16 protein-coding genes are annotated in these 12,898 nt (G+C 59.6%); 8 read left to right on the forward strand and 8 right to left on the reverse strand.

Translation table 11 applies throughout. The features are described 5' to 3' along the window. Positions 1-5 precede the first annotated feature (5 nt). Complete coding sequence (locus tag AC1DJO_RS15275) at positions 6-908, reverse strand: branched-chain amino acid ABC transporter permease (RefSeq protein ID WP_112390410.1); 903 nt, start codon at positions 906-908, stop codon at positions 6-8. Between the two features lie 477 nt (positions 909-1,385). Between AC1DJO_RS15275 and cysQ the strand changes: the two genes are divergently transcribed. Then, positions 1,386-2,183 (forward strand): 3'(2'),5'-bisphosphate nucleotidase CysQ, encoded by a 798-nt coding sequence (gene cysQ / locus AC1DJO_RS15280; RefSeq protein WP_477971484.1) that lies wholly within the window; start codon positions 1,386-1,388, stop codon positions 2,181-2,183. 113 nt (positions 2,184-2,296) lie between these two features. After that, a complete protein-coding gene (locus AC1DJO_RS15285; protein ID WP_477971486.1) occupies positions 2,297-3,331 on the forward strand; it encodes a DUF2793 domain-containing protein in 1,035 nt (344 codons plus the stop codon). A gap of 3 nt (positions 3,332-3,334) precedes the next feature. Here the strand turns inward: AC1DJO_RS15285 and AC1DJO_RS15290 are convergent, their stop codons facing one another. After that, positions 3,335-4,081 carry a helix-turn-helix transcriptional regulator gene (locus tag AC1DJO_RS15290; RefSeq protein ID WP_310293961.1) on the reverse strand — a complete coding sequence of 249 codons (747 nt, stop codon included), beginning with the start codon at positions 4,079-4,081 and terminating at the stop codon, positions 3,335-3,337. 396 nt (positions 4,082-4,477) lie between these two features. On the opposite strand from AC1DJO_RS15290, the gene sciP reads away from it, so the two are divergent. Beyond that, positions 4,478-4,753, forward strand: a complete 276-nt coding sequence (sciP, locus tag AC1DJO_RS15295; RefSeq protein ID WP_034476390.1) for a CtrA inhibitor SciP — start codon at positions 4,478-4,480, stop codon at positions 4,751-4,753. Between the two features lie 19 nt (positions 4,754-4,772). Here the strand turns inward: sciP and AC1DJO_RS15300 are convergent, their stop codons facing one another. Continuing rightward, on the reverse strand, positions 4,773-5,240 hold the full coding sequence (locus AC1DJO_RS15300; RefSeq protein ID WP_112516332.1) for a paraquat-inducible protein A: 468 nt from the start codon (positions 5,238-5,240) through the stop codon (positions 4,773-4,775). Between the two features lie 102 nt (positions 5,241-5,342). Here AC1DJO_RS15300 and AC1DJO_RS15305 point away from each other — a divergent pair, with 102 nt between their 5' ends. Next, positions 5,343-5,621: a GNAT family N-acetyltransferase gene (locus AC1DJO_RS15305; protein ID WP_112390405.1), complete on the forward strand. Its 279-nt coding sequence runs from the start codon at positions 5,343-5,345 to the stop codon at positions 5,619-5,621. A 105-nt stretch (positions 5,622-5,726) separates the two neighbouring features. Here the strand turns inward: AC1DJO_RS15305 and AC1DJO_RS15310 are convergent, their stop codons facing one another. Further along, positions 5,727-6,077 (reverse strand): flagellar export protein FliJ, encoded by a 351-nt coding sequence (locus AC1DJO_RS15310; RefSeq protein WP_112390402.1) that lies wholly within the window; start codon positions 6,075-6,077, stop codon positions 5,727-5,729. A 443-nt stretch (positions 6,078-6,520) separates the two neighbouring features. Between AC1DJO_RS15310 and ctrA the strand changes: the two genes are divergently transcribed. Further along, complete coding sequence (gene ctrA / locus AC1DJO_RS15315) at positions 6,521-7,222, forward strand: response regulator transcription factor CtrA (protein ID WP_112390401.1); 702 nt, start codon at positions 6,521-6,523, stop codon at positions 7,220-7,222. A 200-nt stretch (positions 7,223-7,422) separates the two neighbouring features. On the opposite strand, the gene AC1DJO_RS15320 is transcribed toward ctrA, so the two are convergent. Then, entirely contained in the window at positions 7,423-7,785 is a 363-nt protein-coding gene (locus AC1DJO_RS15320; RefSeq protein WP_112538909.1) for a response regulator, read from the reverse strand. Between the two features lie 119 nt (positions 7,786-7,904). Beyond that, positions 7,905-8,552: a histidine phosphotransferase ChpT gene (gene chpT, locus AC1DJO_RS15325; protein ID WP_112445871.1), complete on the reverse strand. Its 648-nt coding sequence runs from the start codon at positions 8,550-8,552 to the stop codon at positions 7,905-7,907. A 189-nt stretch (positions 8,553-8,741) separates the two neighbouring features. Between chpT and AC1DJO_RS15330 the strand changes: the two genes are divergently transcribed. After that, on the forward strand, positions 8,742-9,338 hold the full coding sequence (locus tag AC1DJO_RS15330; protein WP_112516328.1) for a DUF1134 domain-containing protein: 597 nt from the start codon (positions 8,742-8,744) through the stop codon (positions 9,336-9,338). A gap of 118 nt (positions 9,339-9,456) precedes the next feature. Further along, positions 9,457-10,614: a hypothetical protein gene (locus tag AC1DJO_RS15335; protein ID WP_477944281.1), complete on the forward strand. Its 1,158-nt coding sequence runs from the start codon at positions 9,457-9,459 to the stop codon at positions 10,612-10,614. A 2-nt stretch (positions 10,615-10,616) separates the two neighbouring features. On the opposite strand, the gene AC1DJO_RS15340 is transcribed toward AC1DJO_RS15335, so the two are convergent. Both AC1DJO_RS15340 and AC1DJO_RS15345 read right to left on the reverse strand, forming a co-directional pair. After that, positions 10,617-11,435 (reverse strand): TrmH family RNA methyltransferase, encoded by an 819-nt coding sequence (locus tag AC1DJO_RS15340; protein WP_477971489.1) that lies wholly within the window; start codon positions 11,433-11,435, stop codon positions 10,617-10,619. Between the two features lie 3 nt (positions 11,436-11,438). Next, positions 11,439-11,822 (reverse strand): hypothetical protein, encoded by a 384-nt coding sequence (locus tag AC1DJO_RS15345; protein ID WP_477971491.1) that lies wholly within the window; start codon positions 11,820-11,822, stop codon positions 11,439-11,441. Between the two features lie 36 nt (positions 11,823-11,858). Here AC1DJO_RS15345 and AC1DJO_RS15350 point away from each other — a divergent pair, with 36 nt between their 5' ends. After that, complete coding sequence (locus AC1DJO_RS15350) at positions 11,859-12,893, forward strand: RluA family pseudouridine synthase (protein ID WP_112516323.1); 1,035 nt, start codon at positions 11,859-11,861, stop codon at positions 12,891-12,893. Positions 12,894-12,898: the final 5 nt, after the last annotated feature.

Below are 12,898 nucleotides of genomic sequence, written 5' to 3' on the forward strand. Positions count from 1 at the left end.
GACGATTATACCTTCTCGACTTCCGGCCGTCCGAGAATACCGGTCGGCTTGAAGATCAGGACGAAAGCCAGGATCGCGAAGGTCGCGACGTCCTTGTAGGCGATGGTGAAGTAGGCGGACCAGAGCGACTCGATGAGACCGATCAGCAGACCGCCGAACACTGCGCCCGGCAGCGAACCGATACCGCCGAGAACGGCAGCCGTGAACGCCTTGACGCCTGGGGTGAAGCCATCGGTGAACGAGGCGACACCGTAATACATCAGGTACATCGTACCGGCGACGGCAGCGAGTGCGGCGCCCATGATGAAGGTGATGGAAATCGTCTGGTCGACATTGACGCCGAGCAGAGCGGCCATCTTGCGGTCCTGCTCAGTCGCGCGCTGGGCACGTCCGAGCGCCGTGCGGTTGACGAGGTACCAGAAGCCCGCGAGCAGCACGACCGTGATGACGATGATGATGATCTGCTTCAGCGAAACCGAGATGCCRCCGATATCATAGACCGAAGTGACCAGCGGCGGGATCGGCTTGTTGCGCGGGCCCTGCGTCACCTGGATGAAGTTCGAAAGCGTGATCGACATGCCGATCGCGGTGATCAGCGGCGCCAGGCGGAACGAACCGCGCAGCGGACGGTATGCAACTCGCTCGATCGTCCAATTCCACAAACTCGTCATCAGCATCGCAACAACAAGCATCGCCAGCAGAAGAACTGCTACCGGAAGACCTGCGAAAATGGATGTGAGAACGAGAAAGACGATAAGAGCAGCGAAACCACCAAGCATGAAGACATCGCCATGGGCGAAATTGATCATGCCGACAATGCCGTAAACCATCGTATAGCCAATAGCGACCAGACCATAGATGGATCCAAGAGTCAGCCCATTGAAGAGCTGCTGGATAAAGTACTCCATATGTCATTTCCCCTGGATGCGAACCAACATGGCTGCATCTCTTTTTGGTTAGGGCTCCGCTTTTAAATCGAAACCTCGTAGCCGCATGCATAGCGCTTTCAGGGAAAATGTGAAGACAAAAAGGCTGCGCTGAATCAGATTCTTGCTCAAACGGACGCAAATGGCGCGTTACGGATCAATTTCCACACTAAAAAGGCATTATATGACAAAAATTTAGCCAGAAACGACCTGTGGATTAACCATTGCGGCGCTTTTGTGATCCGGCACCGGTTCCGGCCAACGAAAGCTATTCCACAAAAATGGAATTCGAAGCAAATTCCGACCATGTGGCTGACGATTGGGTGAAAACCATTCCGCCGCCTGTCTGCTTTCATAGCGGTTTTCCGCGGCGTGCAAAAGGCTGGCCTCAATCTTATATTTAAAGTTATATTCGACGCTTCGCCGGGGCCTTCCCGGTCCGACAGATTCTGAAACGTGATGTTGCCGACATTCGAAAATGCAGCTCTCGAAGCAGGGCGGAAGATCATCGAGATTTTCCGTGCGGGCTATCACGTCTCGACGAAGGCCGATGAGACGCCGGTAACGCTGGCCGACCACGAAGCCGAAAAGATCATTCTCGCGCATCTCACCAGGGAATATCCTGACATTCCCGTCATTGCCGAAGAATCGGTGGCTGCAGGCCATATCCCTGATATCGGCGAGAAGCCGTTTTTCCTCGTCGATCCGCTGGATGGCACGCGTGAGTTCGTCGACAAGCGCAAGGAATTCACGGTCAACATCGCCTATATCGAGAACGGCATCCCGGTCGCGGGCATCGTCTATGCCCCGGCGCTGGGCGTCGCCTTTGCCGGCGAATCGGGCAGCGCCGAGAAACTGCATGTCGGCGAAGACTTCACGGTCGGCAGGCGCGAAACCGTGACCGTCCGTGACGAGCCGGAACACCGGCTGGCGCTGGCAAGCCGTTGCCACAACAGCCCGGCGACCGACAGTTTTCTGGCCAAGCACGACATTTCAGAATGCACCAATATCGGTTCGTCGCTGAAATTCTGCCTGCTGGCCGAGGGTAAGGCGGATGTCTATCCGCGCTTCACCCGGACGATGGAATGGGACACGGCGGCGGGCGATGCCGTTTTGCGCGCCGCTGGCGGCACGACCCTGACGCTCGACGGGCTGCCGCTGACTTACGGCAAGATCGGCCGAAAGGGTGAGCCTGACTTCGTCAATCCGGATTTCATTTCCTGGGGAAGCCGAAAGCGCGCGCTTCGCCGCGCATAACAGGGCAAGAATCAGCTTGAACATCAACTGCGGCAGCGGGCCTTCGTCCCCGGCCGCTGCAGTAGATCTAAGATCAGCAGCACCCGACGCCCCGGCGCAATGGAGATTGCTGCATGTCCGAGATTACCGCCAATCTTGCCCTCCCGTACATTCTGCCCTCCCAGGCACAGAAGCATGTGACGCATAACGAGGCGCTGCAGCTGATCGATGCGGTCATCCAGCTGACGATCACAAGCGAAGCCTCGACACCGCCGGAAGCGCCGGAAGAAGGCACCTGCTTTCTGATCGCAGCAGACGCGGCAGGGATCTGGGCCGGGAACCAGGGGCGGCTTGCGTTCCGCCAGGACGGCGCCTGGCTCTATATCGTGCCGCGCGAGGGATGGCGGGCGCATTTTGCCGCCACCGGAAAATTCCGGATTTTGGTCGATGGCACGTGGAGCGATATTGCCCCACCGCCCTCCAGCCTGCCGCTTCTCGGATTGAACGCGACAGCCGATCTGCAAAACCGCCTCGCCATCTCCTCCCCTGCCAGCCTTTTCAATCACGAAGGCCATGGTCATCAGGTGAAGGTCAACAAGGCGTCGGCCGGCGACACCGCGTCGCTTCTCTTCCAGTCCAACTGGTCGGGTCGTGCGGAAATGGGGCTTGCCGGCAATGACGAGTTCTCGATCAAGGTGAGCGGCGATGGCGCGGCATGGGAGACAGCGTTGGCGATTGCCGCCGGCGGCATCGTCAGGACACCGGCGCGCCCGGTTGTGCGCGCTTCGCTTGCGGCGGGGACTTCGACCCCGGCCAACAACGCCCGCACCGGCTTCAATGCCATGCATGCGCAGCAGGGTGGGTTCGCCTTGGGCGCCGCGGTGCCGTCCGGCACCGGCAACAGATTGATCGTCCCGGCTTCCGGCCTCTACCTGCTGTTTCTCTCCGTCAGCACGCTGACCTCATCGGCCTATGGCGCACGGCTGGAAGCGAACGGCAGCACCGCACTTGCAGCCGTTGCCGGAGTCACCACAACCGCGGCGGCACGCCAGACGGCGTTCGGCCTCGCCCAGCTTACGGCCGGAGACTGGCTGTCGATCGTGCATACAGGAACGGCGCAATATGAATTCGGCGCCGGAAAGACGGAGATCAGCGCCATCCTGCTCTGAAGGTCAGAGCAACCGGTAACGCAGTGCCCGGGCAACGGCCTGCATGCGATTGACCGAATCGAGCTTGCGCATGGCGCTCTTCAGGTAGCCGACGACGGTATGCGAGGAGAGGTCGAGAATGATGGCGATCTCGTCGCTGCTCTTGCCGGCCGCAGACCAGCGCAGACATTCGATTTCGCGCCGCGTCAGGCTTTCCGCCGGGCCCACTTCATCGCGATTGGCGCTGCTGAAGCGGTCGAGCGCCTGCATCGCCGAGAAAAAAAGTGCCATCTGCTCTTCCTGCTGCAGCGCAGGACGCGAACCGGAAAATGCAAAAATGTATTGTTTTAGATCAGCGTCATGTAGCGAAAAGCCGAAAGTTGCCTGCAATCCATGCATCTGGAAGGCGGCGTTCAACCGGCGGTTTTCTAGATTGGCGGCAGCCCCGCCAAAGGTTCCCGCATTGCAATATACTGGCACGATCGTCTGCTTCAGAGCATTGACGAGTTCGCTGCAGTAAAACATGTCCGCGCCCTCGTATAGATTGACGAGGGTCTGCGGCCAGTTGCTTGCGACCCGGTTTTCAACGAAGCCCGTCGCATCTCCGCGCGGAAACGAGGCGAGCAAGAAAAAATCGAAGCCCGCGTCCTTGGTCATGCGCTCAAGGCTGCGCTTGAACTCGATCTTCAGATCGCCCTGGCGCGTGGTGGTGGAAAGCGAAAAAGCGTTATCGTCTACGCAGTTACGCACTGCGCGTTCCCGTCTCGTCATCGATTTTTTCCTCAATCGCGACCTGCGGTCCGTTCCCGCTCCAGCAGGCCGTTGAAGGCGCCGGACAACAGCAAGAGCACAGCGAGGCTCCGCGTCGCAGTGGACGGAAGCTTTCGGCGTGATTCTATGACTGAATGCTGCGAGAAGAACGGAGACGAGGTCTAGCGCTCATTCGTAATGTTGCAGCGCTTATAAATCTTCCCGCGAAATATAGATATTATTTATTACGCATGGGAGCCATGCACCGGGCTCAAATTTACGTAAGGGAAGTTCGGCCGGAGGTGGGTAGCTCCGGCACTTAAAGTTGTTATCAAATTCTTACGACCGGTTTAGGCAATTTTTAAATGTGACGGGCTAGAGTGACGTTTGTGGTCTTGAGTTGTGTAGAGAGTCCCAATGACCGAAATGATACGACCCCGAGTAAAATATGTCATCGGCCCCGATGGCAGCCCGCTTACGATTGCGGATCTACCGCCGCCGAATACAAGGCGCTGGGTTATCCGCCGCAAGGCTGAGGTTGTCGCGGCTGTGCGCGGTGGCCTGTTGAGCTTGGAAGAAGCGTGTGAGCGTTACACGCTTACCGTAGAAGAGTTCCTGTCCTGGCAGTCGTCGATCAGCAGTCACGGCCTGGCCGGCCTGCGCACGACGCGTATCCAGCAGTACCGTCACTAATCGCCTTTTGGCGCCAAATTCATTTCGGGCCGGACGCATTCCCCTTCAAGGAATGCAGAAGGCCCGAAATTATTGTTGAGGCCGCATAGCACCAGAGGCCCGGCTGCGTAAAAGCATCCGCCAGCCCTGTGGTCTTCGCCGCAGCAATGACGATCGCCACCAGAAGCACGTCCATCATTGACCACTTGGACAGGTAAGGCACGGCGTGACGATAAAACCAGCTGCCGGTTCCGCCACCGGCCGCTGTCGCCTCCACCGCCAGGCCGATCATCTTGCAAACCGGCAGAACGATCGAGACCAGGGCCACGATCGCCGCAAGCAGCATGTCGCCGCCGCTCCAGAGTGATCCCACGATCCCGATCAGCGACGGCGTCTCATCGAAAAAATAGAGTTTCTCGAAGCGGATCAGCGGCAGGACCAGCCCGAGCGCCAGAAAGAACGGCGCCGCGACCAGCAGCACGGGCTTCAGCAGCGCCAATTTCACCATCAAGCCTTCTCCGTTGAACACTGCGTCGCCCCCGTTCCGGCTTGTAGGCCCCTGCCCGCCATGCCACGTTCGGGCAACGCATCTCTTTCGGAGGACAATAGAATGGATATCCGCAACGAAGAAAATGCCTCGGGCGGCCGTTATGTCGTTGATGTCGAGGGGCATGAGGCCGAGATGACCTATTCCCGCACCTCGCCAAAGCTCATCATCATCGATCACACCGGCGTGCCGGACGCATTGCGCGGCAAGGGCGTCGGCCAGGCGCTGGCGCTGCACGCCGTAGAGGAAGCCCGCAAGGGCGGTTGGAAGATCTTCGCGCTTTGCCCGTTCTTCAAGGCACAGTCGCAGCGCCACGACGAATGGCGCGATGTGGTGAACTGAGAAATAAAAAACACGAAAAGCCACGTATGACGGACCTTGCCCGTCATACGTGGCTTTTTCTTCGGCGATTCCCCAGGACGCCAGGCGGCGTCCATCGCCAGACCGTTACGCCCGGGCGCGAATCGCGCCGTCGCGCTCCTCGAGGGCGGCTGCACGGGCATATTCTGCCTGCATCTCCTCGAGCGCCTGTTCCAGAGCCTCTTCCTGCATCTTCAACTCCTTGATGGAGACCTGAAGATTGTCGGCACGCTGACGTGCGGCCTTGGCGAAGGTCGGGTAGGCGAAATGATTCGGGTCGGAAATGCCGGACTTCTTCTCTTCGACGACGATCTGGCTCTCCAGATCCTTCGTCATCCGTTCGAATTCAGACATCATCATCTGCAATTGCTGCAGCTGACGTCGTTTTTCGTTCACCTGAAATTCCTTCAGGCGAACTAGGCTCTCACGCGACTTCATACGCATTACTCCAGTGATGCGAGATCCCGGCTTTACTAAAACTGCCCCTTGCGCACCGCTTTGAGACGGTCTGCCCAAAAAATTTCCGTCGGTATTAACAAAAACCTACCGCTGGTAACCTTTCGTTTACGGGCATCGTTAATGATAGGTCCGATGATTTAAGGCTCGGTAAACATCACTACGCGATTTCCGAAACCTTTTCATTGCTGAGTCGAATGAATCGCTTAGCGGCCGTTCTTAATGTAAAAGTTAAGGAATCGGTCTTGCGAATTCTCGTTGGAAAACAGCGGAATGGACAAAATATTTAATAAATTCGTTACCTCTTGCCAGAGTGGAATAGAATTTGTTAACCATTTCGTGGCAGCTTCCAAATCACGCAGTGACATATTTCGGTATCGCGTAGGGGGCCAGACCACCTTTCGGCGGCGGTAAAGGGGATAATAATGCGGGTACTACTGATTGAAGACGACAGCGCGACCGCGCAGAGCATCGAACTGATGCTCAAGTCCGAAAGTTTTAACGTCTACACCACCGATCTCGGTGAAGAAGGCGTCGACCTCGGCAAACTGTATGATTACGACATCATCCTTCTCGATTTGAACCTTCCCGATATGTCCGGATATGAAGTGCTGCGCACTCTCCGCCTGTCCAAGGTCAAGACACCGATCCTCATCCTCTCGGGTATGGCCGGCATCGAAGACAAGGTCCGTGGTCTCGGCTTCGGCGCCGACGACTACATGACCAAGCCGTTCCACAAGGACGAGCTCGTCGCACGCATCCACGCCATCGTCCGCCGTTCGAAGGGCCATGCCCAGTCGGTCATCATGACGGGCGAACTGATCGTCAACCTCGACGCCAAGACCGTCGAAGTCGGCGGCCAGCGCGTTCACCTGACGGGCAAGGAATACCAGATGCTGGAGCTGCTTTCGCTCCGCAAGGGCACGACGCTCACCAAGGAAATGTTCCTGAACCACCTTTACGGCGGCATGGACGAACCGGAATTGAAGATCATCGACGTCTTCATCTGCAAGCTGCGCAAGAAGCTCGCCAATGCTGCCGGCGGCGCCAACTATATCGAAACCGTCTGGGGCCGCGGCTACGTGCTGCGCGAGCCGGATGGTGCCGAATACGCCGAAAGCGCCTGATACCGCATTTCCCCTTTTGCCAAATTCAAAATCCCGCCTTCAAGGCGGGATTTTTTCGTTTGCGGCCTGCTGTTCTCCCGATCGCCAGTCGCCCTGCATCATTCCGGCCAAGTGCCGGAGAGTGGTAGCTTATTAGACGCACGAAAATGCCCGGGACAGGCCCCGGGCATTGCATCTGGAACTTCAAATGGATGGGATCTTTACGCGGCGATCGCGCGGTTGCCGAAAACGGCGGTCAGGATCTTGCGGTCGAACGGCTTCAGCAGGAAGTCGGTCGCCCCTGCCCGCTTGCCGGCCATCAGCTTCTTCAGGTCGGCTTCGATGACGCAGTAATAGATCTTGACCTCTTTGCCACCATCCATGGCGCGGATGGTGGTGATCAGCTCAAGCGCGCCTTCCATCCCGGAATCGACGATCAGGTAATCGGGAAGTTCGGTCTGGCAGGCAGACAGGGCTTCGGCGGCATTTGCCGCCTCGCCCACCAGGAAATCGAGCTCGGAAAGGATACGCTTGCCGACCTTGCGAACGACGTCCGAACTGTCGGTGATCATGAAACGCTGCATCACTGCTCCTTCGCCCCACTTCTGTCCCGGTGGCGCTTCCTCAGCCCGAAAGGATAGGTCGATTAGGCTAAGGAAGTGTTACCCGGCAAGAGACAATGCGCAGTCATGCAACCATAAGCTTAGGCCGCAACGGTTTCGGCTGTAAAAATAATCTCTTCGCCGGTTGCGCTGTGGCCCAGCTCCATGCCGCATTCGTCGGCCAGCAGAACGGTGTAATAAGGCTGGATCGAATGGGCATCGACCGCTTCCTCGATATTGCCCGAGGCAATCTCGACGAATTTCGGCGGCAGGCGCATCAGCTTGCCCTTGGCGACGATCTTGAATTTCGCATCGAATTCCGGATTTTCGAGCGTCACTTCCAGCGAGCCGCCGCGCGGGATCGAGGAATAGGCGACCAAAAGCAGATTGAGCAGCAGCTTGACGCGGTTCTTGGCGACGATGGCGCGCGGACCGATCCAGGTGATCTCGGTTTTCTTTTCAGCCGCCGCGAAATCCTTGGCGGCGCGTTCTGCCTCACCGGTGTCGATCGAGGCGCCGACGGAGCCCGAAGCACCAAAGGCAAGACGAGCGAACTTGAGACGAACAGAGGCATTCAGCGCACTGGTGCGGATCAGATCCATGGCGTCGGCATCGGCACCGCCCTCGTCGAGCAGCTCCAGACCGTTATTGATTGCGCCGACAGGCGAGATGACGTCATGGCAGACGCGGCTGCAGAGCAGCGCGGCAAGATCCGGGCCGGTCAAAGTCAGATTGGGGTTCTTGGACATCATCGTCTCCTAATGGCGGTCAATTCATTCCGCCATATCTTGCCTGATCAAAATTGCACGAAGTTTGCGCCCGTACTCGGCGCCATAATGACACCATATTTGGTAAACCGATTGTTAAGGCGATCGGAGCAAAATGTATCAATTGCCGGAAACGGCTCATTGAACCGACCATGATGAACGGATGACACCATGCACCTTCAATCCCCAGGAAGATTTATGGGCTTCTGCCGGCTGCTTGTCGCGTTGACCATCTCTGCATTTATGCTCTCTTCGCAACAGGCTGCGGCCCAGCAGGCCAATAGCAGCCAGTACACGGTCCAGGAAATCGTCGACGCCGGACACTCCTTCTTCGGCTCCACCAGCGGCGGCCTTGCCAAGGTGATCGAAGCGGCCTTCCAGAAATACGGCCTGCCGAACGGCTACATTCTCGGACAGGAAGGCTCCGGCGCCTTCATCGCCGGCCTCACCTATGGCGAAGGACAGCTGAACACCAAGAACGCAGGCGAGCATCCGCTCTACTGGCAGGGTCCGTCGCTCGGCATCGACTACGGCGGCCAGGGCTCGCGCGTCATGATGCTGGTGTACGACCTGCCGTCTATCGACAGCATCTATGCCCGCTTCGGCGGCGTCAGCGGCCAGGCCTACGTCATCGCCGGGTTCGGCATGACGCTTCTGAAGAACAACAACGTTCTCGTCGTGCCGATCCGCACCGGCGTCGGCGCCCGTCTCGGCGTCAATGTCGGCTACCTCAAGATTACCCCCGGCCCGACTTGGAACCCCTTCTGATATGGAATGGACGGCGGGATTCTTCCCCGCCGTCACCCATCCGCCACTTGCCCCGCGCGCATTGCGTGCGTAATCATTGCTGCGACGCAAATCACTTTCTGGAAGCATTGACAGCGCCGTGATCGAATATGCTCTTCTGTTCGGGCTGGGTTTCCTGACTGCGGCCTTCCTGGTTTTCCTGGTGTCCCCTGCCATCCACCGGCGCGTCGTCTGGTACACGGAAAACCGGATGCGGGCGACGATGCCGCTCAGCCCCCAGGAAGTGCGGGCGCAGAAGGATATGGTCCGCGCCCTCTACGCTGCCGATAATGCGCGCACGACGCAGGATCTTACCCGCGAGCGTGAAAAATCCCTCTCCCTGCAATTGCGGCATGACTCTTTGGCGCTCGACGGCGGCCGGTTGGCCGCCGAGATCAGCACCCTCCAGGGCCAGATCAGCGATCTCAACGTCGAAGCCGCCGAGCTGCGCTCGCATCTGCGCAAGGACGAGAACTATATCAGCCAGCTGAAGACCAGCCTGCATATCGCCGAGCAATCGAGCGCCCAGAAGGAAGGCGAGCTGGATGCGCTGCGCATCCGGCTGAACAAGCTTGCTGAACAGACAGACAACCTGAAGATCGACATGGCGGCACGCGAAACCGAGATCGAAAGCGTCAAATTCCGCGCCAATGCACTGCGCGACGAGCGCGACACGCTGCGCCAGGACGTCAACCTCCTGCAGAAGCGCGCCAAGGATGCCGAGCAGAAGCTGACCCAGCAGGAACACATGGTGATCCGCCTGGAAGACAAGGTGGCGCGCGAAACTGCTGCTGCGGCCGACAAGGACACGCTGCTTACCCGCCGCCAGCAGGAGCTCGCCAAGCTCAAGGAGCAGCTGAAAGGCACCAATTCCGAGCTGCGTAAGGCAGGCCGCGTCATCCGCGAGGCCGGCATATCGGGTTCGCTGCTGAACGCGCTTCCCGACACCGCACCGGCAACGGAGGAAGACGAAGGCATGGATCCGGCAGTCGCCGCAGCGCAGCTCGCCGAGGATGCGCGCGCCCGCAGCAGCGATCTCTCGGATCGCGTCCTGAAAGCCAGGACCGCCACCGGCAAGGACAGTGCGCTGCGTGAGGAAATCGCCTCGATCGCTGCCAAGGTCGTGGCGCTGACAGCGCTCAACGAGGGCGAGACATCGCCGGTTCGCAAGCTCTTACCCGAAAATGGCGGCAGCCTACAGGCCGAGCGGTTGAACCTCGCGGCCCGCACGGCAACCATTCTGTCCGAACAAAAATAGGCTCAGAGCCTGCGGGCGGCCGACGCCATGGAAAACAGGGCGATGCCCGTTGCCGTCGCGACGTTCAGGCTGTCCAACCCTTCGGATTGCGGGATTCGGGCGCTGCGGAACCGCGAAAGGATCGCCGCCGGCAACCCCTCCCCCTCGGTTCCCGCCACCAGCGCCATGCGCGGCGAAGCCGGGATATCGCGGATATCGACGTCGCCACGCGGCGACAGCGTCCAGATATCGAAGCCGCGCCCAGCAAGGCCGCCAAGCAGATCGAGTGCGGACCCGCTGCGTTCATAGGGAACGCTGAGCACAGAGCCGACCGAGACGCGCAACGCCTTGCGATAGAGCGGATCACAAGAGATTTCGTCGAGGAAGATCGCGTCCGCCTTGAACGCTGCCGCATTGCGGAACATCGAGCCGGCATTGTCGTGATTGGAGATGCCGCATCCGGCAATAACCAGCGCCTGTTCCGGTAGCCGGTCGATCAGACTTGTCGCCGGCGCGAGCTTCCTGCCGAGCGCCAGCACGCCGCGATGCAGATGAAAGCCGACGATGCCATCAAGCGTGGCGGCATCGGCGATGTAGACGGGCACGTCGCTGGGAAACTCGGCCAGGATATCGTCCACGCCCGCCGCCCGGTTTGCGAGCAACAGGATCTTCTCGGCCGCGAACGTGCCGCGCCGGTGGGCCTGCGCCAGCATGCGCAGCACCACTGTTCCCTCGGCGATGAAACGGCCCTGGCGCCCCGTCAGGTCACGCTCGCGGATCTCGCGAAACTCCGCGATCCTCAGATCGGCGGGATCATCGATCGTGACCGGAGCAGCCGCCATGGCTCAATTGCCGGCGATGGCGATATCGGCGACGGTATGGCCCGTCCTGGTATCGACGACGATCGCGTGGTGCTTGCCATCGCTACCCTGACCGTAGAACAGGATCTGGCTGCCCGAAAGCGAGGTCGACTGAACCGCGAAGCCAGCCGGCAGCGAAACCGTGCCGCTGACCGGCGAATCCGTCGGAACGCCGTTCGAAGCAACAGCAGGCGCGCCTGCCGGTGCAGGCCGCGTCACCTTGTAGACAACCGCGCCGAAGACCGCCATAAGGCTCACGAACATGATGGCGCCGGAAACGATCTGCAGGCGAACCATCTTGCGCCGGACGCTTTCCATTGCCGGGTCAAGGGGCTTGTCTTCCTGATCGTCTGGTTCGATTTGCGTCATTACGGTGTCCTATGAAAACTTCGGAGAAGAAGCGACTTGAGCGACCCCTTTAAACAAGCATCCGGCATTAGGAAAGTCCTGACGGCAGATGAGAGCGCAACGGGCCGCCTCGACGCATGGCTGACAGCCCAGCTTGGGCCTGAGTTTTCGCGCAGCCGGGTGAAGGTGCTGATCAAGGAAGGCCAGCTTCTCGTCAACGGCGCGCTGGCGACCGATCCGCAAAAGAAGGTCCGCCCCGGCGATACCTACGAGATGCTGCTGCCCGAGCCGGAGGATCCGGAACCCAAGGGCGAGAACATCCCGCTCGATATTCTTTACGAGGACGATGACGTCATCGTCATCTCCAAGCCATCGGGCCTCGTCGTTCATCCGGCCGCCGGCAACTGGACCGGCACGCTGGTCAACGCACTGATCTATCATTGCGGTGACAGCCTTTCCGGTATCGGCGGCGTCAAGCGCCCGGGCATCGTCCACCGGCTCGACAAGGATACGACCGGCGTGATGATCGTTGCCAAGAACGATATCGCCCACCGCCATCTGTCAGCGCAGTTTGCCGACCACGGCCGCACCATGCCGCTGGAACGCGCCTATCAGGCGATCGTCTGGGGCCGTCCACGCTCGCTGGCAGGCACCATCGACGCGCCGCTCGGCCGTGGCACCAACGACCGCACCCGCCGCGAAGTGAAGCGCCCCGGCAATCAGGAAGCCGACGAGGCGATCACCCATTACGAAGTGCTCGAACGCTTCCAGGAGACGCCGGACGCCTTGTCGCTGGCTTCGCTGGTCGAGTGCCACCTGGAAACCGGCCGCACCCACCAGATCCGCGTTCACATGGCCCATATCGGCCATCCGCTGCTCGGCGACACGGTCTATGGCGCTGGCTTCAAGACCAAGGCAAACAAGCTTCCCGATGCCGTCCGCAAGGTGGTGAACGGCTTCACGCGGCAGGCGCTTCACGCTTACATGCTGCAGTTCGAGCACCCGCGCACCGGCGAAGTCATGCGCTTCGAAGTGCCGCTGCCGGATGATATGATCGAGCTCGTCGAGGCGCTGCGGGCGGCAGCACCATAACGCCT

The sequence above is a fragment of the Rhizobium sp. 05N430 genome, assembly GCF_056396985.1.

What these genes read in the sequence shown, in the direction of transcription:
- cysQ (WP_477971484.1), top strand. Translation starts at nt 1,386, where the DNA reads ATGTTGCCGACATTCGAAAATGCAGCTCTCGAAGCAGGGCGGAAGATC.
- AC1DJO_RS15285 (WP_477971486.1), top strand. Translation starts at nt 2,297, where the DNA reads ATGTCCGAGATTACCGCCAATCTTGCCCTCCCGTACATTCTGCCCTCC.
- AC1DJO_RS15290 (WP_310293961.1), bottom strand. Translation starts at nt 4,081, where the DNA reads ATGACGAGACGGGAACGCGCAGTGCGTAACTGCGTAGACGATAACGCT.
- sciP (WP_034476390.1), top strand. Translation starts at nt 4,478, where the DNA reads ATGACCGAAATGATACGACCCCGAGTAAAATATGTCATCGGCCCCGAT.
- AC1DJO_RS15300 (WP_112516332.1), bottom strand. Translation starts at nt 5,240, where the DNA reads ATGGTGAAATTGGCGCTGCTGAAGCCCGTGCTGCTGGTCGCGGCGCCG.
- AC1DJO_RS15305 (WP_112390405.1), top strand. Translation starts at nt 5,343, where the DNA reads ATGGATATCCGCAACGAAGAAAATGCCTCGGGCGGCCGTTATGTCGTT.
- AC1DJO_RS15310 (WP_112390402.1), bottom strand. Translation starts at nt 6,077, where the DNA reads ATGAAGTCGCGTGAGAGCCTAGTTCGCCTGAAGGAATTTCAGGTGAAC.
- ctrA (WP_112390401.1), top strand. Translation starts at nt 6,521, where the DNA reads ATGCGGGTACTACTGATTGAAGACGACAGCGCGACCGCGCAGAGCATC.
- AC1DJO_RS15320 (WP_112538909.1), bottom strand. Translation starts at nt 7,785, where the DNA reads ATGCAGCGTTTCATGATCACCGACAGTTCGGACGTCGTTCGCAAGGTC.
- chpT (WP_112445871.1), bottom strand. Translation starts at nt 8,552, where the DNA reads ATGTCCAAGAACCCCAATCTGACTTTGACCGGCCCGGATCTTGCCGCG.
- AC1DJO_RS15330 (WP_112516328.1), top strand. Translation starts at nt 8,742, where the DNA reads ATGCACCTTCAATCCCCAGGAAGATTTATGGGCTTCTGCCGGCTGCTT.
- AC1DJO_RS15340 (WP_477971489.1), bottom strand. Translation starts at nt 11,435, where the DNA reads ATGGCGGCTGCTCCGGTCACGATCGATGATCCCGCCGATCTGAGGATC.
- AC1DJO_RS15345 (WP_477971491.1), bottom strand. Translation starts at nt 11,822, where the DNA reads ATGACGCAAATCGAACCAGACGATCAGGAAGACAAGCCCCTTGACCCG.